The sequence below is a fragment of the Vineibacter terrae genome, assembly GCF_008039615.1.
Taxonomy (GTDB): domain Bacteria; phylum Pseudomonadota; class Alphaproteobacteria; order Reyranellales; family Reyranellaceae; genus Vineibacter; species Vineibacter terrae.
In genome coordinates this window covers 46830-67397 of sequence record NZ_VDUZ01000010.1, presented here as the reverse complement: position 1 = coordinate 67397, position 20568 = coordinate 46830, and the positions used below count along the sequence as shown (strand labels likewise).

The 20568-nt window shown below is 67.1% G+C and carries 20 protein-coding genes; 2 read left to right on the top strand and 18 right to left on the bottom strand.

All coding sequences use genetic code 11. The features are described from left to right. Window positions 1-2: 2 nt before the first annotated feature. Entirely contained in the window at window positions 3-266 is a 264-nt protein-coding gene (locus FHP25_RS10975; protein ID WP_147846971.1) for a type II toxin-antitoxin system Phd/YefM family antitoxin, read from the bottom strand. Window positions 267-343: 77 nt separating this feature from the next. Between FHP25_RS10975 and FHP25_RS10970 the strand changes: the two genes are divergently transcribed. After that, entirely contained in the window at window positions 344-637 is a 294-nt protein-coding gene (locus FHP25_RS10970; protein WP_147846970.1) for a tetratricopeptide repeat protein, read from the top strand. 67 nt (window positions 638-704) lie between these two features. On the opposite strand, the gene FHP25_RS10965 is transcribed toward FHP25_RS10970, so the two are convergent. From FHP25_RS10965 to proS, 7 genes are all read right to left on the bottom strand, one after another. Then, a complete protein-coding gene (locus tag FHP25_RS10965) occupies window positions 705-1115 on the bottom strand; it encodes a hypothetical protein (protein ID WP_178133455.1) in 411 nt (136 codons plus the stop codon). Continuing rightward, on the bottom strand, window positions 1100-1351 hold the full coding sequence (locus tag FHP25_RS10960; protein ID WP_147846968.1) for a hypothetical protein: 252 nt from the start codon (window positions 1349-1351) through the stop codon (window positions 1100-1102). Before FHP25_RS10960 ends, FHP25_RS10965 begins: the two co-directional genes overlap by 16 nt. A gap of 354 nt (window positions 1352-1705) precedes the next feature. Next, window positions 1706-3136, bottom strand: coding sequence for an aldehyde dehydrogenase family protein (locus FHP25_RS10955; protein ID WP_147846967.1), 1431 nt, complete (start codon window positions 3134-3136; stop codon window positions 1706-1708). 267 nt (window positions 3137-3403) lie between these two features. Next, window positions 3404-4090: an ABC transporter ATP-binding protein gene (locus FHP25_RS10950; RefSeq protein WP_147846966.1), complete on the bottom strand. Its 687-nt coding sequence runs from the start codon at window positions 4088-4090 to the stop codon at window positions 3404-3406. Then, a complete protein-coding gene (locus FHP25_RS10945) occupies window positions 4083-5342 on the bottom strand; it encodes a lipoprotein-releasing ABC transporter permease subunit (RefSeq protein ID WP_147846965.1) in 1260 nt (419 codons plus the stop codon). The genes FHP25_RS10950 and FHP25_RS10945 overlap by 8 nt, the downstream gene beginning before the upstream one ends. 183 nt (window positions 5343-5525) lie before the next feature. Continuing rightward, window positions 5526-6857 (bottom strand): FtsX-like permease family protein, encoded by a 1332-nt coding sequence (locus FHP25_RS10940; protein ID WP_147846964.1) that lies wholly within the window; start codon window positions 6855-6857, stop codon window positions 5526-5528. A 139-nt stretch (window positions 6858-6996) separates the two neighbouring features. Beyond that, window positions 6997-8316, bottom strand: coding sequence for a proline--tRNA ligase (proS, locus tag FHP25_RS10935; RefSeq protein WP_147846963.1), 1320 nt, complete (start codon window positions 8314-8316; stop codon window positions 6997-6999). A 443-nt stretch (window positions 8317-8759) separates the two neighbouring features. Between proS and FHP25_RS10930 the strand changes: the two genes are divergently transcribed. Next, window positions 8760-10052, top strand: a complete 1293-nt coding sequence (locus tag FHP25_RS10930; protein WP_147846962.1) for an NCS2 family permease — start codon at window positions 8760-8762, stop codon at window positions 10050-10052. 302 nt (window positions 10053-10354) lie between these two features. On the opposite strand, the gene FHP25_RS10925 is transcribed toward FHP25_RS10930, so the two are convergent. The 10 genes from FHP25_RS10925 to FHP25_RS10880 form a co-directional block, all read right to left on the bottom strand. Beyond that, window positions 10355-10594: a DUF1467 family protein gene (locus FHP25_RS10925; RefSeq protein ID WP_147846961.1), complete on the bottom strand. Its 240-nt coding sequence runs from the start codon at window positions 10592-10594 to the stop codon at window positions 10355-10357. A 155-nt stretch (window positions 10595-10749) separates the two neighbouring features. Next, the gene (gene mce, locus FHP25_RS10920; protein ID WP_147846960.1) at window positions 10750-11154 is read right to left on the bottom strand and encodes a methylmalonyl-CoA epimerase; all 405 of its coding nucleotides are present in this window, start codon (window positions 11152-11154) and stop codon (window positions 10750-10752) included. A 44-nt stretch (window positions 11155-11198) separates the two neighbouring features. Next, the gene (locus tag FHP25_RS10915) at window positions 11199-12857 is read right to left on the bottom strand and encodes a ribonuclease J (RefSeq protein WP_147846959.1); all 1659 of its coding nucleotides are present in this window, start codon (window positions 12855-12857) and stop codon (window positions 11199-11201) included. Between the two features lie 130 nt (window positions 12858-12987). After that, window positions 12988-13764, bottom strand: coding sequence for a type III pantothenate kinase (locus FHP25_RS10910; RefSeq protein ID WP_147846958.1), 777 nt, complete (start codon window positions 13762-13764; stop codon window positions 12988-12990). Window positions 13765-13784: 20 nt separating this feature from the next. After that, entirely contained in the window at window positions 13785-14543 is a 759-nt protein-coding gene (locus FHP25_RS10905) for a biotin--[acetyl-CoA-carboxylase] ligase (protein ID WP_147846957.1), read from the bottom strand. Window positions 14544-14661: 118 nt separating this feature from the next. Beyond that, window positions 14662-16107: an NADH-quinone oxidoreductase subunit NuoN gene (gene nuoN, locus FHP25_RS10900; RefSeq protein WP_147846956.1), complete on the bottom strand. Its 1446-nt coding sequence runs from the start codon at window positions 16105-16107 to the stop codon at window positions 14662-14664. Window positions 16108-16111: 4 nt separating this feature from the next. Continuing rightward, on the bottom strand, window positions 16112-17629 hold the full coding sequence (locus FHP25_RS10895) for an NADH-quinone oxidoreductase subunit M (protein ID WP_147846955.1): 1518 nt from the start codon (window positions 17627-17629) through the stop codon (window positions 16112-16114). Between the two features lie 3 nt (window positions 17630-17632). Continuing rightward, entirely contained in the window at window positions 17633-19600 is a 1968-nt protein-coding gene (nuoL, locus tag FHP25_RS10890) for an NADH-quinone oxidoreductase subunit L (protein ID WP_147846954.1), read from the bottom strand. A gap of 29 nt (window positions 19601-19629) precedes the next feature. Next, complete coding sequence (gene nuoK, locus FHP25_RS10885) at window positions 19630-19938, bottom strand: NADH-quinone oxidoreductase subunit NuoK (protein WP_147846953.1); 309 nt, start codon at window positions 19936-19938, stop codon at window positions 19630-19632. After that, window positions 19935-20555, bottom strand: coding sequence for an NADH-quinone oxidoreductase subunit J (locus FHP25_RS10880; RefSeq protein ID WP_147847082.1), 621 nt, complete (start codon window positions 20553-20555; stop codon window positions 19935-19937). Before FHP25_RS10880 ends, nuoK begins: the two co-directional genes overlap by 4 nt. Window positions 20556-20568: the final 13 nt, after the last annotated feature.

Genomic DNA, 20568 nt, shown 5'->3' with positions numbered 1-20568 from the left:
AGTCAGATCTCGTCATCGTTGAATCGACGAGCGATTTCTTCATTCACCTCGTCTGAGTCCCAATCGGGCGCTGGGCGGATCTGCCCGCGTAGAAGTCCGAACTTACGGGGCTCCCTTGCCGCACGACTTTGGGGCGCGGTTTCAACAGGCACAAGCTTGGCCTGGTGGTTGTCGTCCGTCGTGACAATCACCTCATCGCCAGCGCGAGCGCGCTCGACAAGCCTCGCGAGCTCACCCTCCGCTCTATATGTGTAGGTGTCTGGCATGGTATCCTGACCTGATACGGTACGCTTCGCTGTCAGGATCTACAATAGCAGGCGACAGAGCCTGCCGGAGACAGGCCATGGATGTCGCCGATTTCAGGGCATCGCTTGCCGGCGACACGCCGGGCACCAGCCTGCCGCCCCCGCTCGTGGCGCTGTGGTGGATGGGCAAGGGCGACTGGAACAAGGCGCACGAGGTTGCGCAGTCGCAGGATGATTCGCCCAGCGCCTGGGTGCATGCCCATCTGCATCGCGTCGAGGGCGATCTGTCCAACGCCGGCTACTGGTATCGCCGCGCGCAGCGGCCGGCGGCGACGGAGCCGCTGGACGTCGAATGGACGGCGATCGCCGAGGCCCTGCTGGCCGACGCCTGAGCGGGCTGACGAGGGGCCGCGCCCCGCGCTGCAGCGCCGAGCAGGCCGCCCGGCCCAAGCAAGTGCATCAGCGGCTCGCCGCTGTGGAGAAGCGAAGCTCGAACGGCGCTGCCCGTACCTGCGATGCGCTGCGGAAGTTGAGGTACGGCGGTCGGTTGAACCACAGGGCATAGCGCGTGCCCGGCGCCGTGCGGCACGAAACTTCAAATGCCCTGCCATCAGGCAGCAGTCGCGGCGGAAAGGCGCATTCGGGAAAGGCACCATTCTCGCTCGTCACGTAGGAGTGCGCGCCAGGCGCCATCGGCTGATCGAACGTCACGCGCAGGACGATCGTTCCGGCCGCGATCGCGGCGCCGGCTGCCGGCTCGGTTCCGATGACCTTGGGCGCAGCCTCCTGCGCCGAGGCGTCAAAGACGAAGCCCAGGGCGATCGCAGCGCACAGCGCCGCCCGCCCCGCTCGAGTCACCGGCAGGAACATGAATCACCGACCTTCTTGCGCAGGTTGGTCTCCACCCAGCGCACGGCGTCGGGGCCGAAGTCGAAGTTGGGGCCAATGATGCAGATCGTCGAATCGTCGCGGCCACTTTTCATCTGCGACAAGGGACGCGTATCGACCACGATCTTGTCGTTGCGGCAGTAGATGTAGGTCGTGGCGAGGGCCGTGCCGGGCAGGAGGATCACCAGCGCGGCAAAAGCGATACGGACCAGATGCATGGCATCCTCGTCGGTGACGTTGCACTCGACGAATGTGCACGAAAACCGCGGTCCGGTCTTGGACTGAGGCGAAATCCGTGCCCGCAAGACGCTGCATCGTGCAGCTTCTGAAGCACCCGGCTACCCGCAGGGCTATCTCATAAGGCGTTGAGCTGGTGAATTTCAGCGATGCCCTCTACCTTCCCCCGCTTGCGGGGGAAGGTGCCCGAAGGGCGGATGGGGGGCGTTGCAACGACGCGGATGCTCGATGGGATACACCATTTGCGTTGAAGCGTCCCCCATCCGGCGCTTCGCGCCACCTTCCCCCGCAAGCGGGGGAAGGTAGTCGAAAACCGACGCTCCCGGGCCGATCGCTTACGCCGCCTGGACGCCCAGGACGGCCTTGAGCTCGAGGAACTCGTCCAGGCCGAACTCACCGAACTCGCGGCCATTGCCCGACTGCTTGTAGCCGCCGAACGGCGCCGACGTGTCCATCGGCGCGCCGTTGAGGTGCACGTTGCCGGCCCGCATCTGGGCGGCCACGCGGCGGGCGTTCTCGATGCTGCCCGACTGCACGTAGGCCGACAGGCCATATGGCGTGTCGTTGGCCATCGCGATCGCCTGCGCCTCCGTCTCATACGGCAGGATCGACAGCACCGGCCCGAAGATCTCCTCGCGCGCGATCGTCATGTCGTTGCGCACGTTGGCGAACACCGTCGGCCGCACGTAGTAGCCGCGGTTCAGCCCGTCCGGCCGGCCCGGCCCGCCCGTCACCAGCGTCGCGCCTTCCGCGATCCCCGCCTCGATCAGGCGCTGGATCTTGTTGTACTGCGTCTCGCTCACCACCGGGCCCAGCCCGGTCTCCGGCGAGGTCGGGTCGCCCACCTTCAGCTTCTCCGCCGCCGCCTTGGCGATCGCCACCGCCCGGTCATGCTGCGCGGCCTGCACGAACATCCGCGTCGGCGCGTTGCACGACTGGCCGCTGTTGCCCATCATGCTGACCACGCTGCGGCCCACCGCCTTGTCGAGGTCGGCATCCGGCAGCACGATGTTCGCCGACTTGCCGCCGAGCTCCTGGTGCACCCGCTTGACCGTGTCCGCCGCCGCCTTGGCCACCAGAACGCCGGCGCGCGTCGAGCCGGTGAACGACACCATGTCGACGTCGGGGTGCGAGGCGATCGCCTGCCCCACCGTCGGCCCGTCGCCGTTCACCAGGTTGAACACGCCCTTGGGCACGCCGGCGTCGTGCATCACCTCGGCGAACAGGATGGCATTGAGCGGCGCGATCTCGCTGGGCTTCAGCACCATGGTGCAGCCCGCCGCCAGCGCCGGCGCCACCTTGGCCGTGATCTGGTTGATCGGCCAGTTCCACGGCGTGATGAAGCCGCAGACACCGATCGGCTCCTTGGCCAGCAGGGTGGTGCCGCGCATCTCCTCGAACTCGAACGACTTCAGCACCTTGATCATCTGGTTGAGATGCCCGATGCCCGTCGCCGCCTGCGCCTTGGTGGCCAGCGTGACCGGCGCGCCCATCTCCATCGAGATCGCCTTGGCGATGTCGTCGTAGCGCTTCTTGTAGGCCGCCAGGATGGCTTCCAGCAGCGCCACCCGCTCCTCGCGCGTGGTGCGCGAATAAGTCGCGAACGCCGCCTTGGCCGCCGCCACCGCACGGTCGACATCCTTGGCCGAGCCCAGGCTGATCTGCGCGCACGGCTCCTCGGTGGCCGGGTTGATCACATCGATCGATTTGGGCACGGCCGGCGCCACCCAGGCGCCATCGATATAGAAGTTGAGGTTGTTGGACATGACTTTCCCTCCGCTCTGGGCAGGCTGGTGAAACGGTGATGTCGTTCCCGGCCCCTACCCTGCACCGAACTGGCCTCGGATGGCCAGAGGTCTTGGTGCCGCCGGGCGATATATCCGGCGTAGTATATCGTCCGGCAGCCTCGTGTCACCCCGAGCGTCCGTGACTTCAACCTTCCCCCGGAGGGGCTGCGGTATTCACACATCTTCACCGTCATCCCGAGCGCCAGCGAGGGATCTCCTGATTTAGGGATGACAGTCTTGAGAAAATCACCCGGGCACGATCACGCCGTCCTCCAGCCGCACGATGCGGTCCATCCGGCCGGCCAGCTCGGGGTTATGGGTGGCGATCAGGGCGGCAAGGCCGGCGCCCCGGGTCAGGGCCAGGAGCTGACGGAAGACCGTATCCGACGTGGCATGATCGAGATTGCCGGTCGGCTCATCGGCCAGCAGCACGCGCGGCGCGTTGGCCACGGCGCGCGCGATGGCGACGCGCTGCTGCTCGCCGCCCGAAAGCCGCGCCGGGCGATGGCTCTCGCGCTCGGCCAGGCCGACCATGGTGAGCAGCTCGTGCGCCCGGCTGCGGGCCACCGCGCGGCCGGTGCCGACCAGCATCTGCGGCAGCATCACGTTCTCCAGGGCCGAGAACTCCGGCAGCAGGTGGTGGTACTGGTAGACGAAGCCGAGATAGCGCCCGCGCAGCGCCGTGCGCTCGGCATCGGACAGGCCGGCCGCCGGGCGGCCGTCGAGCAGCACGTCGCCGCCATCGGGCTTCTCGAGCAAGCCGGCGATATGCAGCAGCGTCGACTTGCCGGCCCCGGACGGGCCGACCAGGGCCACGATCTCGCCCGGCTGCAGCTCCAGCTCGGCGCCGCGCAGGACCTCCAGGGTCCTGTCGCCCTGGTGGAAGGTGCGGCGGATGTCGCGCAGCGCCAGGGCGGCCACGGGTTCACTCATAACGCAAGGCCTCGACCGGATCGAGCCGCGCCGCGCGGCGGGCCGGATAGATGGCGGCGGCCAGCGACAGCGCCAGCGCCAGGATCAGGATCGCGGCGACCTCGCGCATGTCGACGCGCACCGGCAGCGAGGCCAGGAAATCGACCTCGCCGCTGCGCATCGGTCCACCGGTGACGGCAGTGAGGAACGTCCCCAGCGGCTTCATGTTGGCGCAGATCAGCAGGCCAAGCGCAGCGCCTACCAGCGTGCCCACGACGCCAACGCTGGCGCTGGCCAGGAAGAAGATGCGCACGACACCGCCGCGGGTGGCGCCCATGGTGCGCAGGATGGCGATGCCCCTACCCTTGGTGCGCACCAGCATGGTGAAGCTCGCGATCACGTTCATCGAGGCCACCAGCACGATCAGCCCCAGGATCAGGAACATCATGACGCGTTCCAGCTCCAGGGCGCCCACCAGCCGTGCATTGCGCGTGCGCCAGTCGCTGACCCGCAGCCCGTCGCGCTCCAGCCGCTGGCGCACCAGGGGCACCATGTCGGCGGCGCGGGCGGGATCGGCGATCATGATGTCGATCGCGGTCACGGCATCCTCGGCCAGGCCGAAATCCTCCTGGAACAGGTCGAGCGGGATGAACGCCAGGTTCAGGTCGAACTCCATGCGCCGGGTCAGGAAGCTTGCGATCACCTCGTAGGTCACCGGGCGCGTCTGCACCGCTCCCTTGTCGTCGCGCACATAAGCCGTGACACGGATCTGGTCGCCGAAGCGCACCCCCAGCGCCTGGCGCAGGCGATCGCCCAGCACGATGGGATTGGGCTTGTCGGTGAACCCGGCCAACGAGTTGCCGGTGAGGTTCCTGGCGATGATCTCGCGGCTCTCCAGATCCTCCGGACGGATGCCGCGAAGCGTGATGGCCCGCGTCAGCCCCTCGACCGTGACCATCGTCTGCCGCTCGGCCACCGGCGTCACCGCGGTCACCCCGGGAATGGCGGCCAGCCGTGTCACCAGCGGCTCCCAATCACTGATCACGCCTTTCTCAGGCGCCACCTGGATGTGGCCGTTCACGCCCAGGATGCGGTTGTAGAGCTCGCCGCGGAAGCCGTTCATGACGGCCAGCACCACGATCAGCGTGGCCACACCCAGCGCCACGCCGATCAGGGAAAAGATGGCGATGAAGGAGATGAAGCCGTCCTGCTCGCGGGTGCGCAGGTAGCGCAGCGCGATCATGCGCTCGGGACGAGTCGGGAAGAGGGTCATGGGGATCCCCTCCCCCACAACGTGGGGGAGGTGGCCGAAGGCCGGAGGGGGAACCCACGTGGTGCCGGCTTGCGAAGACCACGTCGGCTCCCCTCCGCCCACCGACGTTTCGACGCTTCGCGTCGAAACGTCGTATCGGGGCACCTCCCCAGCTTCGCTGGGGAGGATACTTTTCCGACATGTCTACCCACGGCGCAGGCCCTCCAGGGGATCGAGGCGGGTCGCGGCCCAGGCCGGATAGAGCGTGGCGAAGAAGGCGAAGACCAGCGCCATCACCGCGATCGACGTCACCTCGCCGGCGGAGATGCGCGCCGGCAGCTCGGACAGCAGGTAGAGCTGGGGGTCGAACAGGCAGACGCTGAACGTCGACTGCAGGCCCTGCCTGATGGCCTCGATGTTGCGCACGAACAGCAGCCCCAGCACCACGCCGATGCCGACCCCGACCAGGCCGATGCCCATGCCGTCGATCAGGAAGATGCGCAGGATCTGCCCGCGCGAGGCGCCCATCGTGCGCAGGATGGCGATGTCGGGTCCCTTGGTGCGCACCAGCATCATCAGGCTGGACACGATGTTGAAGGCGGCGACAACGATGATCATGGTCAGGACCAGAAACATCACGTTGGTCTGGATCTGCACGGTGTTGAAGAAGCCGGCGTTGGCCTCGATCCAGTCGAAGGCATAGGCCTTCCAGTCCAGGGCCTGCGATATCGGCCCCGCCAGCCGGCGGTAGCTGGCCGAATCGGCGGCGAAGACCTCGATCAGCGAGATCTGGCCGGGCATGTCGAAGAAGTCCTGCGCCTTCTGGATCGGCATGTAGATGAAGTTCGAGTCGTAGTCGAACATGCCGACCTCGAAGATCGCGGCGACACGCAGCCTGATCTTGCGCGGCACCCGGCCGACCGGCGTGTCGATGGTGCGCGGCGAGACGAGCTCGATGTCATTGCCGACCTGCACGCCCAATGTCTCTGCCAGCCGCACGCCCATCGCCACGCTGCCGTCGTCGGCGAGATCGGCCAGCCGGCCGCGCGCGCCGATCGCCGCAGGCGCGCCGTCGCGCGGGGCGCAGACGTCGGCGCGCGGCCGGCCCGAGCGCGTGGCCACCACCGCCGGCTCGAGCGACCGCGCGATCGGGCCCCGCGCCTCCAGGGCCGGCAGAGGCATGCCGCGCACCATGACGCCGCGCACGCCATCGGGCGACACCACCACGGCCTGGCCTTCGACCACAGCATTGGCGTTGGCCACGCCCGGCACGGCCCGGATCTTGTCCAGCAACGGCTCGTAGTCGGTGATCGGCCCCCGGCCCGATGTCACGCCGAGGTGGCCGTTGACCGCCGTGATCTGATTGAGCAGCTCGACACGAAAGCCGTTCATCACCGCCATCACGACGATCAGCGTGCCGACGCCCAGGGCGATGCCGATCAGCGAGAACCAGGCGATGATCGAAATGAAGCCCTCTTCCCGCCGCGCCCTCAGGTAGCGCAGCGAGATCAGGCGTTCGACAGCGCTGAAAGCCATGGCTATTTCGGACCGCACGCGTCCACGCGCGCAATCGCTCGCAGCGAAGCGGAGAGCGAATTAGCGGCGCTGCCGCGCCGATGCGCGCGTGGACCCTTCGGCGGGCTCAGGGCAGGCTGCGCGCGGTCCGAAACAACCCTCATGCGGCGAACGTGGCGGCGACCTGATCCAGCGCCAGCTCCGAGCGGGCGCCTGTCGCGCGGTTCTTCACCTCGACCTTGCCCGCGGCCAGCCCCTTGGGCCCGATGATCACCTGCCACGGCAGGCCGATCAGGTCCATGTCGGCGAACTTCGCGCCGGGCCGCAGGTCGCGGTCGTCGTGGAGCACCTCGACGCCCTTGGCCCGCAGCGTCGCATAGAGGTCGTTGCACGCCTTGGACACGGCGCCGTCATCCGGCTTCAGGTTCAGCAGCCCGATCCTGAACGGGGCCACCGACTCCGGCCAGATGATGCCGGCGTCGTCATGGCTGGCCTCGATGATGGCGCCGGCCAGCCGCGACACGCCGATGCCGTAGGAGCCCATCTCGACCGTGATCGGCTCGCCCTTGGGGCCCGACACCACCGCGTTCATCGGCGCCGAATACTTGGTGCCGAAATAGAAGATGTGGCCGACCTCAATGCCGCGCGCCGCAAGACGCCGCCCGGCCGGCACCTCGGTCTCGAACCTGGCCGCGTCGTGCATCTCGTCGGTGGCGGCGTACTGCGCCGTCCATTCGTTGACCAGCGGCTGCAGGTCGCCGGCGTAGTCGATGGCGCGGCCCAGGATGTCCTTGTCGACCAGGTCCCTGTCGCAGAACACCGCGCTTTCGCCCGTCTCGGCCAGGATGATGAACTCGTGGCTGAGGTCACCGCCGATCGGACCGGTGTCGGCCCGCATCGGGATCGCCTTCAGGCCCATGCGCGCGAAGGTGCGCAGGTAGGCGACGAACATCCTGTTGTAGGAGCGCGTCGCGCCGGCCTTGTCGATGTCGAACGAGTAGTTGTCCTTCATCAGGAACTCGCGCCCGCGCATCACGCCGAAACGCGGCCGCACCTCGTCGCGGAATTTCCACTGGATGTGATAGAGGTTCAGCGGCAGGTCGCGGTAGCTCTTCACGCCGTCACGGAAGATGGTGGTGATCATCTCCTCGTTGGTCGGTCCGTAGAGCATCTCGCGGTCGTGGCGGTCCTTGATGCGCAGCATTTCCGGGCCATAGGCGTCGTAGCGGCCGCTCTCACGCCAGAGGTCGGCCGACTGGATGGTCGGCATCAACACTTCCTGCGCGCCCGAGGCATCCTGCTCCTCGCGCACGATGCGCTCGATGTTGCGCAGCACGCGGTAGCCCAGCGGCAGCCAGGCGTAGATCCCGGCCGCCTGCTGGCGGATCAGTCCGGCGCGCAGCATCAGGCGATGCGACACGATCTGGGCCTCGGCCGGATTCTCGCGGAGCGTGGGCAGGAAATACTGGCTGAGGCGCATCGTGTTCGGGACCTGTGGCTCGAGAGCAGCCAGGCTGGCTGCAAAAGACGCGCGAATTTAGGCAACGGCCGCGCGGAAGGCAAACGGGGGGCTTCACCTCTCCCGCTGGCGGGCTGCGGTATCCAACACATCTTCACCGTCATCCCGAGCGCCAGCGAGGGATCTCCCGCGAATGGCGCACCGTGCGTCTTTCGCGGGAGATCCCTCGCTGGCGCTCAGGATGACGGTGGGAGAGGTTGACGGGCGCGCAGCGCCCGGCGGGTGAGGGCTCAAGGCGAAGCACCCGGTCCTTGGCCCCTCACCTTCCCATCGCTTCGCGATGCTCCCGCTTGCGGGAGAGGAGACGTGGCGTTTTCCCCAGGAATCGTGCGGCGGCGGCTGGTTGGGCTTGGGGGCTTTTCGCACAATCCCTGCGGCTCGATCGCAGTGGCGGGGAAAACAACATGCTCGAAACGCTCTTCAAGCTGCAGGAGAACGGCACGACAGTGCGCACCGAGGTGCTGGCCGGGATCACCACGTTCCTGACCATGGCCTACATCATCTTTGTCAATCCCGACATCCTGTCCAAGGCAGGCATGCCGCGCGACGCGGTGTTCGTCGCCACCTGCGTCGCGGCGGCGATCGGCACCCTGCTCATGGCCTTCCTGGCCAACTACCCGATCGCGCTGGCGCCGGGCATGGGGCTCAACGCCTACTTCGCCTTCGGCGTCGTGCTGGGCATGAACTACACGTGGCAGGTGGCGCTTGGGTGCGTGTTCATATCCGGCATCATCTTCCTGATCCTGAGCGTGCTGCCGGTGCGCGAGTGGATCGTGAACGCCATTCCCAAGTCGCTGAAGATGGCGATCGCAGCCGGCATCGGGCTGTTCCTGGCGCTGATCGCGCTGCAAGGCGCCAAGATCGTCGTCGCGCACCCCGCGACCCTGATCACGGCCGGCGATCTCAAGAGCTGGCCTGCGATCCTCGCCGCCCTGGGCTTCGTCCTGATCGCGGCGCTCGAATACAGGAAGGTGCCGGGCGGTGTGATCATCGGCGTGCTGGCGGTCACCGTCGCGTCGGCCCTGCTGGGCGCCAGCGCGTTCACAGGCGTGGTCTCGACGCCGCCCAGCATCGCGCCGGTGTTCCTGCAGATGGATCTCGCGGGCGCGCTCAATGTCGGCCTCGTGACCGTGATCTTCGCGTTCCTGTTCGTCGATCTGTTCGACAATTCGGGCACGCTGATCGCGCTCGCGCATCGCGCCGGCTTCCTGCAGAAGGACGGCACCGTGCCGCGCCTGGGCCGGGCGCTGATCGCCGATTCATCGGCCGCCATGATCGGCGCCGCCGTCGGCACCTCGACCACCACCAGCTACATCGAGAGCGCATCGGGCATCAACGCCGGCGGCCGCACCGGCCTCACCGCGGTGGTCGTGGCGATCCTGTTCCTGCTGGCGCTGTTCTTCTCGCCGCTGGCGGCGTCGGTGCCGCCATGGGCGACAGCGCCGGCGCTGCTCTACGTCGCGTGCCTGATGGCGCACGGATTGGTTGAGATCGAATGGAACGATGTGACGGAAGCAGCGCCTGCGATGGTGACGGCGCTTGCAATGCCCTTCACCTTCTCGATCGCCGAAGGCATTGCATTCGGATTCATCACCTACACGGCGATCAAAATCGCAGCAGGCTGCATCGGCGATGTGCATCCCGCCGTCGGCATCCTTGCTGTGCTGTTCGTGATCAAGTTCGCCGTCATCGGCTAGACTCGCTTCCGCACGGCGATTTCGTTGCAGATCAGCGAAATGGTATGACGTCGAACGATCTTGACGCGCTGCTGGGATTTCAAAAATAAGTATCCACTCGCAAGAAAAATTCCTAGGCAGGCAAGCGCGGTTCGGCTAGAAACGCGCGTCGGGTAGGTTGGGGCTCAGGCCCAGGGCCCGAGTTTAAGGGAGGAAAAACGCCCGGGAACGGGCAAGCGCGGCACAAAGACCGTGCTCAGGGAAACAGCGCCGTTGTGTGCACGAACGGTAAATCCTCCGGGGTTTACCGTTTGTTTTTTGGGCTACCCACCAGCGCGCAAGGCGAAGACGTCGAGCACCCATACAACGTACCAGAGCACCCAGAACACGGCCGTGATCGCAGTCGTGATCAGCGCCTTGGGCTTGAGGTCCGGCCGCTGCGGCGCCCCGCGGTCGGCGCCGCGCACGGCATCCTCGGCCCGCCGCACGCCTAGCGGCAGGATAGCGAAGATCACCGTCCACCAGATGACGGCGAAGACCAGAAAAGCGGTGTACCAGCTCATGCACGACCTTTCGGCCGGGAGCGCGCCACTCGGTGGCGCACCGGCCCGAAGAGCCGGGTCATGGCCAGCGGAAGGCATGAGCCGGCGCTGCGCGCCGGTGCGCCACTTCAGGGCGGGCTTGCCCGTCCGCAGTGGCGCGCTCCCGGCAAGGAAGATTACGCCTGCTCGATCTCGATCAGGGTGCCGTTGAAGTCCTTGGGGTGCAGGAACAGCACCGGCTTGTCATGGGCGCCGATCTTGGGCTCGCCATCGCCCAGGACCCGCGCACCCTGCGCCTTCAAATGGTCACGGGCCTGGTAGATATCCTCGACCTCATAACAAACGTGATGGATGCCGCCATCGGCGTTGCGGGTCAGGAAGTTGGCGATCGGGGATTTCTCGCCCAGCGGATGCAGCAGCTCGATCTTGGTGTTGGGCAGCTCCACGAACACCACGGTGACGCCATGGGCGGGCTGCGGCACCGGCGCGCTGACCTTGGCGCCCATGGTGTCGCGATAGAGCGCCGAGGCCTTCGCCAGGTCGGGGACGGCAATGGCGATGTGGTTGAGCCGGCCGATCATCACTTCCACTCCTTCGCATTGCCGTGGGCTGGCGGGTCTGGCCACTAGATGCGGACCACCTGCACGTCCGTCAACGGCTTCTTGTCGAACCGCGACTTGAAGACACGGCGCACCGCCCGCCGCGCCGCCTCGGCCACCGTGGAGTCGTCGCGCGCCTCGCTATCGGAAAGGTCGGCCACCGAGGCCCGCAGGGCGTCGACACCGGCCGCCAGCGCCTCGTCGACCGTGGCGGCGTCACCCGCCAGGCCCTGCACCGTCAGCTTGGGCGCAGCCAGCAGCCGGCCAGTGCGGTCCAGGACCAGCATGGCCACGGCGGCGCCGTTCCACAGCATCTTGCGCCGGTCGCGCAGGCCCATGTCGTCGACGGCCACCAGCCGCGTGCCGTCACGCGCCAGCCGGCCGGTCGGGACGTGGTCGATGACCTCGGCCGTGCCCGGCGCCAGACGCACAAGGCTGCCATTGGGCGCCACGATCGCGGTCGGCACCTGGCAGGCCTGCGCCAGCGCCGCATGCTCGACCATGTGGCGGCGCTCGCCATGCACCGGCACGGCGATGCGCGGGCGCACCCACTGGTAGAGCCGGGTCAGCTCGTCGCGCGCCGGATGGCCCGAGACATGGATGTCGGCGTCGCGGTCGGTGACGATCTCGACGCCCAGGACCGCAAGCTGGTTCTGCAGGCGGCCGATCGACTTCTCGTTGCCCGGAATGACGCGCGAGGAGAACACCACCGTATCGCCGGCCTGCAGGCCGATATCGCGATTGTCGCCCGATGCCAGCCGCGCCAGCGCCGCCCGCGGCTCGCCCTGGCTGCCGGTGCAGATCAGGCACACCTTGTCGCGCGGCAGCCAGCCGGCGTCGCGCTCGGCCACCGTCGCGGGAAAATCGGTCAGGTAGCCGTTCTCCTGCGCCGCCTCGACCATGCGATGCAGCGCCCGCCCCACAAGCACGGGCTGGCGATCGGCCGCGACGGCGGCCTTGGCCACGCTCTCGACGCGCGCCAGGTTGGAGGCGAAGCACGTGACCGCCACCAGCCCGGCACGATGCCGGATCACCTCGACCAGCTTGTCGCGCACCTCGGCTTCGGAACCGGCCTCGCCCGGCACGAAGACGTTGGTCGAGTCGCAGACCATGGCCAGCACGCCATCGGTGCCCAGCCGGCGCAGGGCGGCCTCGTCGGTCACGTCGCCGATCAACGGCTCGGGATCGATCTTCCAGTCGCCGGTATGCAGCACGACGCCGTGCGGCGTGCGGATGGCGACGGCATTGGGCTCGGGAATGGAGTGCGTCATGGTGACGAACTCCAGCTCGAAAGGCGGCAGCGACAGGGAGCCGCCCAGGGGTATGACGGTGACCGGCACCTCGTCCTGCAGCCCCGCTTCGTGCAGCTTGCGGGCCAGCACCGAGGCGGCGAACGGCGTGGCGTAGACCGGGCAGCGCAGCAGCGGCCACAGGTCGGGCACGGCGCCGAGATGATCCTCGTGGGCGTGTGTGAGCACGATGCCGACAAGGTCGTCCTTGCGCTCGACGATGAAGGCCGGATCCGGCATCAGCACGTCGAGCCCGGGCGTCGATTCGTCGGCGAAGGTCACGCCCAGGTCGAGCATCAGCCACTTGCCGCGGCAGCCGTAGAGATTGAGGTTCATCCCAATCTCGCCGGCGCCGCCCAGCGGCAGGAAGAGCAGCTCGTCGCCGGGCGTGGTCATTCAGATCACCTCTCGACGCCGGGAGCGCGCCACTCCAGTGGCGCACCGGCGCGCAGCGTCGGATCATGAGCAGCGTTGGATGAGCCGGCCCTTCGGGCCGGTGCGCCACTGGAGTGGCGCGCTCCCGGCTTCATGCGATCGGCCGGTTGCGGCGCCAGATCTCGAGCAGGCCGTACAGGGTCAGGTCCGGCTCGATGGCCTGGATGACCTTGGTCTCGGCTTCGAACACCTGGGCCAACCCGCCGGTGGCGATGACCTTCATCGGCTCGCCGAACTCGGCCTGGATACGTGTGACGAGGTTTTCGATCAGGCCGACATAGCCCCAGAAGATGCCGGACTGCATGGCGCCGACCGTCGACTTGCCGATCACGCCGCCGGGCCGCTCGACACGGATGCGCGGCAGGCGCGCCGTCATCAGGTAGAAGGCCTCGATCGACAGCTCGATGCCCGGCGCGATCGCGCCGCCGCAGAAATTGCCGTCGCGATCGACGACCTCGAAGGTGGTGCCGCTGCCGAAATCGATCACGATCAGCGGCCCGCCGTACTTCTTGTAGCCGGCGATGGCATCGACCAGCCGATCGGCGCCGGCGTCCTGCGGCCGGTCGATCAGCACCTTGATGCCGAGCTTGACGTCGGGATCGCCCACGACCAGCGGCTCGACGTTGAAATAGGTCTCGCACAGCCGCCGCAGATTGAAGAGCACGGCCGGCACCACCGAGGCGATGATGACGCCGCGCACCTGGCTCATCTCGAAGCCCTTGAGCGTCATCAGCTGGCTGAGCCACACGGCATACTCGTCGGCCGTGCGCTTGCCCTCGGTGCGCAGCCGCCATTGCGCCACCAGCGTCTCGCCGTCGAACAAGGCGAACTTGCTGTTGGTGTTGCCGATATCAAGCGCGAGCAGCATTGAACGCTCCTGGCAAGAGCCTACCCCACCGGCCGGAAAACTTCGCCCGAGACGATCCGGCGCGGCGGGCCATCGGATGGTTCCAGCAGCAGCGCCCCATCGGCGTCAAGGCCGGCGAAACGCCCTTCGACGCGGGTGTCTCCCTGCGAAACCGCCACACGCTCGCCCAGCCAGGCGGCGCGCGCCAGCCAGTCGGCGCGGGTGCCGCCGAAGCCCTGCCGCCACTGCGCCAGCCGCGCCGCCAGCGCCGCCAGATAGGCGTGCAGAACCTCAGGCGCATCGCGCCGGTCGCCGAGGTCGCGCAGGCAGGCGGCGGCGTAGGTCGCGACGCCGGCCGGCGGCGGCACGGCGACATTAATGCCGGTGCCGATCACCACATGCCCGACGCTGCCGTCGGTCGCCATCGCCGACTCCAGCAGGATGCCGGAGATCTTGGCGCCGTCGACCAGCACGTCGTTGGGCCATTTCAAGCGGATCGCACGTTCGCCCGGCAGGCCGGCGGCGGCTGCGTCGCACACCGCCAGCGCGGTCACGAACCCCAGCTGTGCCGCGCGCTCGGGCACGCAGCGCGGACGGATGATGGTCGAGCTGTAGGCATTGCCGGGTGGCGACGTCCAGGTGCGGCCCCGCCGGCCGCGGCCGCCCTCCTGCTGGCGCGACACGATGACCGTGCCTTCGGGCGCGCCGGCCTCGGCACGCCGCAACGCCTCGTCATTGGTGCTGCCGATCGTCTCGAAGACGACGGCCGTCCAGCCGGGCGGCAGAACGAGAAAGTTCATACCGGCATCCCCGGCAACCGACTAAGAAGCCTTCATGGTGAGCTTGTCGAACCATGAAGGCGGCGCACGAACCGTGGTGCGACCTGCTTCATGGTTCGACAAGCTCACCATGAAGCACTCACTTCCCGGAGAAGAACGTCTTGGCGGCGGTCTGGGCGCCGTTCAGGAACGGCGTCTGGAAGACCGGGAAGACCGGGAAGACGAACAGCGCCGCGGCCAGCATCACGACGGCCATGTCCCGCTCCACCGGCCGGTCGAAGACCGGCGCCGGAGCATCGAAGTACATCACCTTCACGATGCGCAGATAGTAGTAGGCACCCACCACGGAGGCCAGCACGGCGATCGCCGCCGGGATGTAGAGGCTGGCATTTATGGCGGCGATGAAGACGTTGAGCTTGGCGAAGAAGCCGGCCATCGGCGGAATGCCGGCCATGGAGAACATGAACAGCAGCAGGGCCGCGGCCATCATCGGTTGCCGCTGGGACAGGCCGGCCAGATCGGAGATGCGCTCGACCATCTCCCCCTTGCGGCGCATGGAGAGGATGACGGCGAAGGTGCCGACATTGGTGGCCAGGTAGATGATCATGTAGATCACCACCGAGCGCACGCCCTCCTCCGTGCCGGCAGCCAGGCCCAGCAGCACGTAGCCCATGTGGCCGATCGACGAGTAGGCCATCAGGCGCTTGATGTTCTCCTGGCGCAGGGCGGCGATGGCGCCCCAGACCGTCGACAGGACGGCGACCGCGATCATGATCTGCTGCCACTGCAGCAGCAGCGGCCGGAACGGCCCCATCACGACCGAGACGATCAGCGACAGCGCCGCGATCTTGGGCGCCACGGAGAACAGCGCCGTCACCGGTGTCGGCGCGCCCTCATAGACGTCCGGCGTCCACATATGGAACGGCACCGCGGACACCTTGAACACCAGCCCGGCCAGCACGAACACCAGGCCGACCACGACGCCGGTCGACACCTCGCCGGCCAGGAAGCCGCGCGCCAGGCTGGGAAAGCTGGTCGTGCCGGCAAATCCGTACACGAGCGAGATGCCGTACAGCAGCATGCCGGACGCCACCGAGCTCAGCACGAAATACTTCAGGCCGGCCTCGGTCGAGCGCTCGCTGTCGCGCTGGAACGCCGCCATGACGTAGAGCGCCAGCGACTGCATCTCGAGGCCGAGATAGAGCGTCATGAGGTCGTTGGCCGAGATCATGATCAGCATGCCCAGCGTCGCCAGCACGGCGAGCACCGGGAACTCGAAGCGCCAGGCGCCGGCGCGCAGGAAGTAGCCGCGCGACATCACCACGGCTATCCCCGACCCCAGCAGCGACAGCACCTTCATCGCCTTGGTGAAGGCGTCGACCAGGAACAGGTCGTGGAAAGCCGTGCCGTGCTCCAGCCGCAGCACCAGAAAGATGGCAACGGCGAGGCTGGCGACGCTCAGCCACGATACCAGGTCAGCGCCCTTGGTGCCGCGGAAGGCCCCGATCAGGAGCAGAGCCATCGCGGCGACGGCCAGGAAAATCTCCGGCGCCGCCAGGGTCCAGTTGTCCAATCCAGTCGTCATGCCATCACCGGCCCAGCATCGCGGTCGCCTTGGCCGCCTTGAGGGCAGCGTCGTAATCGGCGATCAGCTTGCCCACGGAAGCGTCCATCATGTCGAGGAATGAGGATGGGTAGATGCCCATCCACAGAGTGACCAGCACCAAGGGCGCGAACACCGCCACCTCGCGCATGTTCATGTCGGTCATGGCGCGCACCGCGTCGCGCGTGATGGTGCCGAACACCACCTTGCGGTAGAGCCACAGCGCGTAGGCGGCGCCCAGGATCATGCCGGTCGCGGCCAGCACGCCCACCCAGGTGTTGGCCTTGAAGGCGCCCGTCAGCACCAGGAACTCGCCGACGAAGCCCGACAGCCCCGGCAGGCCGACGCTGGCCATGGTGAAGACCATGAACACCAGGGCGTAGCGCGGCATGTTGTCGGCCAGCCCGCCGTAGTCGGCGATCTCGCGCGTGTGCAGGCGGTCGTAGACGACGCCGACGCAGAGGAACAACGCCGCCGACACCACGCCGTGGCTCAGCATCTGGAAGATGGCGCCCTGCACGCCCTGCACGTTGACCACGAAGATGCCGATGGTGACGAAGCCCATATGCGCCACCGACGAGTACGCGATCAGCTTCTTCATGTCCTGCTGCACCAGCGCCACCAGCGAGGTGTAGATCACGGCGATGCAGGACATGCCGAACACCAGCGGCGCGAAATACTCCGACGCCAGCGGCATGATGGGCAGGGAGAAGCGCAGGAAGCCGTAGGCGCCCATCTTCAGCAGCACGCCGGCCAGGATCACCGAGCCCGCCGTCGGCGCCTGCACGTGCGCGTCGGGCAGCCAGGTGTGGACCGGCCACATCGGCACCTTGACGGCGAACGAGGCGAAGAAGGCCAGCCACAGCCAGAACTGCCACTCGAAGGTGAGCTTCTTGAAGTTCATCGCCTCGACGATGTCGGTGTTGCCGACCTGATAGTAGATGGCGATGATCGCCAGCAGCATCAGCACCGAGCCGGCCAGCGTGTAGAGGAAGAACTTGAAGGCGGCGTAGACGCGGTCCTTGCCGCCCCACACCCCGATGATCAAGAACATCGGGATCAGCACGCCTTCGAAGAACAGGTAGAAGACCACGAAGTCGAGCGCGCAGAACATGCCCACCATCAAGGTCTCGAGGACCAGGAAGGCGACCATGTACTCGCGCACGCGCTTCTCGATCGCGGTCCAGCTGGCCAGCACGCAGAGCGGCGTCAGGAAGGTCGACAGCAGCACGAAGAACATCGAGATGCCGTCGATGCCCATGTGGTAGCTGATGCCGTAGGCCGGCACCCACTCCAGCCGCTCCTCGAACTGGAAGCCTGCAGCGCGCGGGTCGAACTTGGCCCACAGCGCCAGGGACACGATGAAGGTGATCAGCGACGTCCACAGCGCGGCGTGACGGGCATTGTTGGCGCCCGTCTCGTCCTCGCGGCAGACGACCAGGATCCACGCCGCGCCCACGAGCGGCAGGAAGGTGACGAGCGACAGGATCGGCCAGGAAGACATGAACTAGCGCCCGTGCGAGAGCATGTACCAGCTGACCAGCACGGCGACGCCGATCAGCATGGCGAATGCGTAGTGATAGAGATAGCCGCTCTGCACCCGGCTCAGGATGCCCGACATGCGGTTGGCGCCGGCGGCCAGCCCGTCGGGACCGACGCCGTCGATGATGCCGATGTCGCCCTTCTTCCAGAACTGGCGGCCGATCCACCAGGCCGGCCGCACGAACAGGAAGTCGTACAGCTCGTCGAAGTACCACTTGTTGTAGAACAAGCGATAGATCGGCGCGAAGGTGGCGCTCACCAGCTGCGGCAGGTTGGCCTTGGAGCCGACATAGAACCACCATGACAGCAGGATGCCGGCCACTGCCATGACCAGCGGCAGCAGCTTGACCAGCCACGGCGCCTCGTGCGCGTGGTGCAGCGCCTCCTTGCTCGACTCCATGGCGATGGCGCCGCGCCAGAAGCCTTCCCAGCCGTGGCCCACGAAGATGCTGTAGCCGGCGATGCCCGCCACCACGGCACCCGCCGCCAGGACGTAGAGCGGCACCAGCATCACCGCCGGCGATTCATGGGCGTGCTCGTAGTGGTGACGGTCGTGCGGCTGGCCGTAGAAGGTGAGGAACATCAGGCGGCAGGAATAGAACGCCGTCATGAAGGCGCCGGCGATGCCCAGCCAGAAGGCGTAGAAGCCGACGCCGGAATGCGCCCCCCACGCCGCCTCCAGGATGATGTCCTTGGAGTGGAAGCCGGCGAAGCCGATGCCGGTGCCCAGGATGAACGGGATGCCGATCCCGGCCAGCGACAGGGTGCCGATCCACATCAGCGCATGGGTCTGGCGGATCTTGTCCTTCAGGCCGCCCATGTGCCGCATGTCCTGCTCGTGGTGCATGGCGTGGATCACCGAGCCCGAGCCAAGGAACAGCAGCGCCTTGAAGAAGGCGTGCGTCATGAGGTGGAAGATGCCGGCGCCGTAGGCGCCGACGCCGCAGGCGAAGAACATGTAGCCCAGCTGGCTGCAGGTGGAATACGCCACCACCCGCTTGATGTCCCACTGGGTCAGCCCGATGGTGGCGGCGAAGAACGCGGTCGAGGCGCCCACCACCGTGACCACGGCCAGGGCCGTGGGCGAGAGCTCGAACAGCGGCGACAGGCGCGCGACCATGAACACGCCCGCGGTCACCATCGTGGCGGCATGGATCAGGGCCGACACCGGGGTCGGGCCTTCCATGGCGTCCGGCAGCCAGGTGTGCAGGCCCAGCTGCGCCGACTTCCCGCAGGCGCCGATGAACAGCAGGATGCAGATGGTGGTCAGCGCCGGGACCTCGTAGCCGAGGAACATGAAGCTCTGCTTCGCCAGCTCCGGCCCGAGCTTGAAGATGGCGTCGAACTGCACCGAGCCGGTCATCATGTAGACGGCGAAGATGCCCAGCGCGAAGCCGAAATCGCCGACGCGGTTGACCAGGAACGCCTTGATGGCGGCGGCGTTGGCCGACGGGCGGTCGTACCAGAAGCCGATCAGCAGGTAGGACGCCAGGCCCACGCCTTCCCAGCCGAAGAAGAGCTGCACCAGGTTGTCGGCCGTCACCAGCATCAGCATCGCGAAGGTGAACAGGCTCAGATAGGCCATGAACCGCGGGATGCTGGGATCCTCGGCCATGTAGCCGATGGAATAGAGGTGGACCATCGCCGAGACCGTGGTGACCACGATCAGCATCACGGCGGTCAGGGTGTCGACCCGCACCGACCAGGCGCCATCGAAGGTGCCCGACACGATCCAGGTGGCGATGCGGTAGGTGCCGCCGGCGCCATCGAAGCCGACCTTGAAGAACACGATCCAGGACAGCACGGCGCTGGCGATCAGCGCCAGGGTGGTGACCCACTGGGCGCCCTTGTCGCCGATCGCCCGACCGGCGAAGCCGGCGATCAGGGCCGCGAACAGCGGCAGGAAAACGATGGCTTTGACGAGGAATTCCATGGGTCCGTCGGAGCGCCGGCGAGCCGGCCTCAGCCTTTCATCAGGTTGATTTCTTCGACGGCGATGGTGCCGCGGTTCCGGAAGTACACGACCAGGATTGCGAGCCCGATCGCCGCCTCGGCGGCGGCCACGGTCAGCACGAACATCGCGAACACCTGGCCGACCAGGTCGCCCAGATGGGCCGAGAACGCCACCAGGTTGATGTTGACGGCCAGCAGCATGAGCTCGACCGACATCAGGATGACGATGACGTTCTTGCGGTTCAGGAAGATGCCGAAGATGCCGAGCGTGAAGAGGATGGCACCGACGGTCAGGTAATGCGCCAGCCCGATGGTCATGACGACACCCCCTCGCCCACGCCGGCCTTGACCAGCACCACGGCCTCCTCGCGGCGCCGTCCGATCTGGTCGGCGATGCGCTGGCGGCGCACGCCCGGCCGGGTGCGCAGGGTCAGCACGATGGCGCCGATCATGGCCACCAGCAGCACCATGCCCGCGGCCTGGAACAGGAACAGGTAGTCGGTATAGATCAGCTGGCCCAGCGCCTGGGTGTTGGACATCCTGGCCAGGTCCGGCGCCTTGGCGCGCAGCATTTCGTTGGCGATCGGCGACGTGGTCCACACGCCCAGCACCAGCAGCAGCTCGGCGAACAACGCCGTGCCGACGGCGGCGCCGATCGGCAGGTACTTCAGGAAGCCCTGGCGCAGCTCGGCGATGTTGATGTCGAGCATCATGACGACGAACAGGAACAGCACTGCCACGGCGCCGACATAGACGATCACCAGGATCATGGCGATGAACTCGGCGCCCATCAGCAGGAACAGGGCAGCCGAGTTGAAGAACGCCAGGATCAGGTAAAGCACCGAATGCACGGGATTGCGCGCCGCGATCACCATGAAGGCGGACACCACCGTGACGGCGGCGAACACATAAAACGCCAGGGTCTGGATCATGATTTCCTCCCCCACG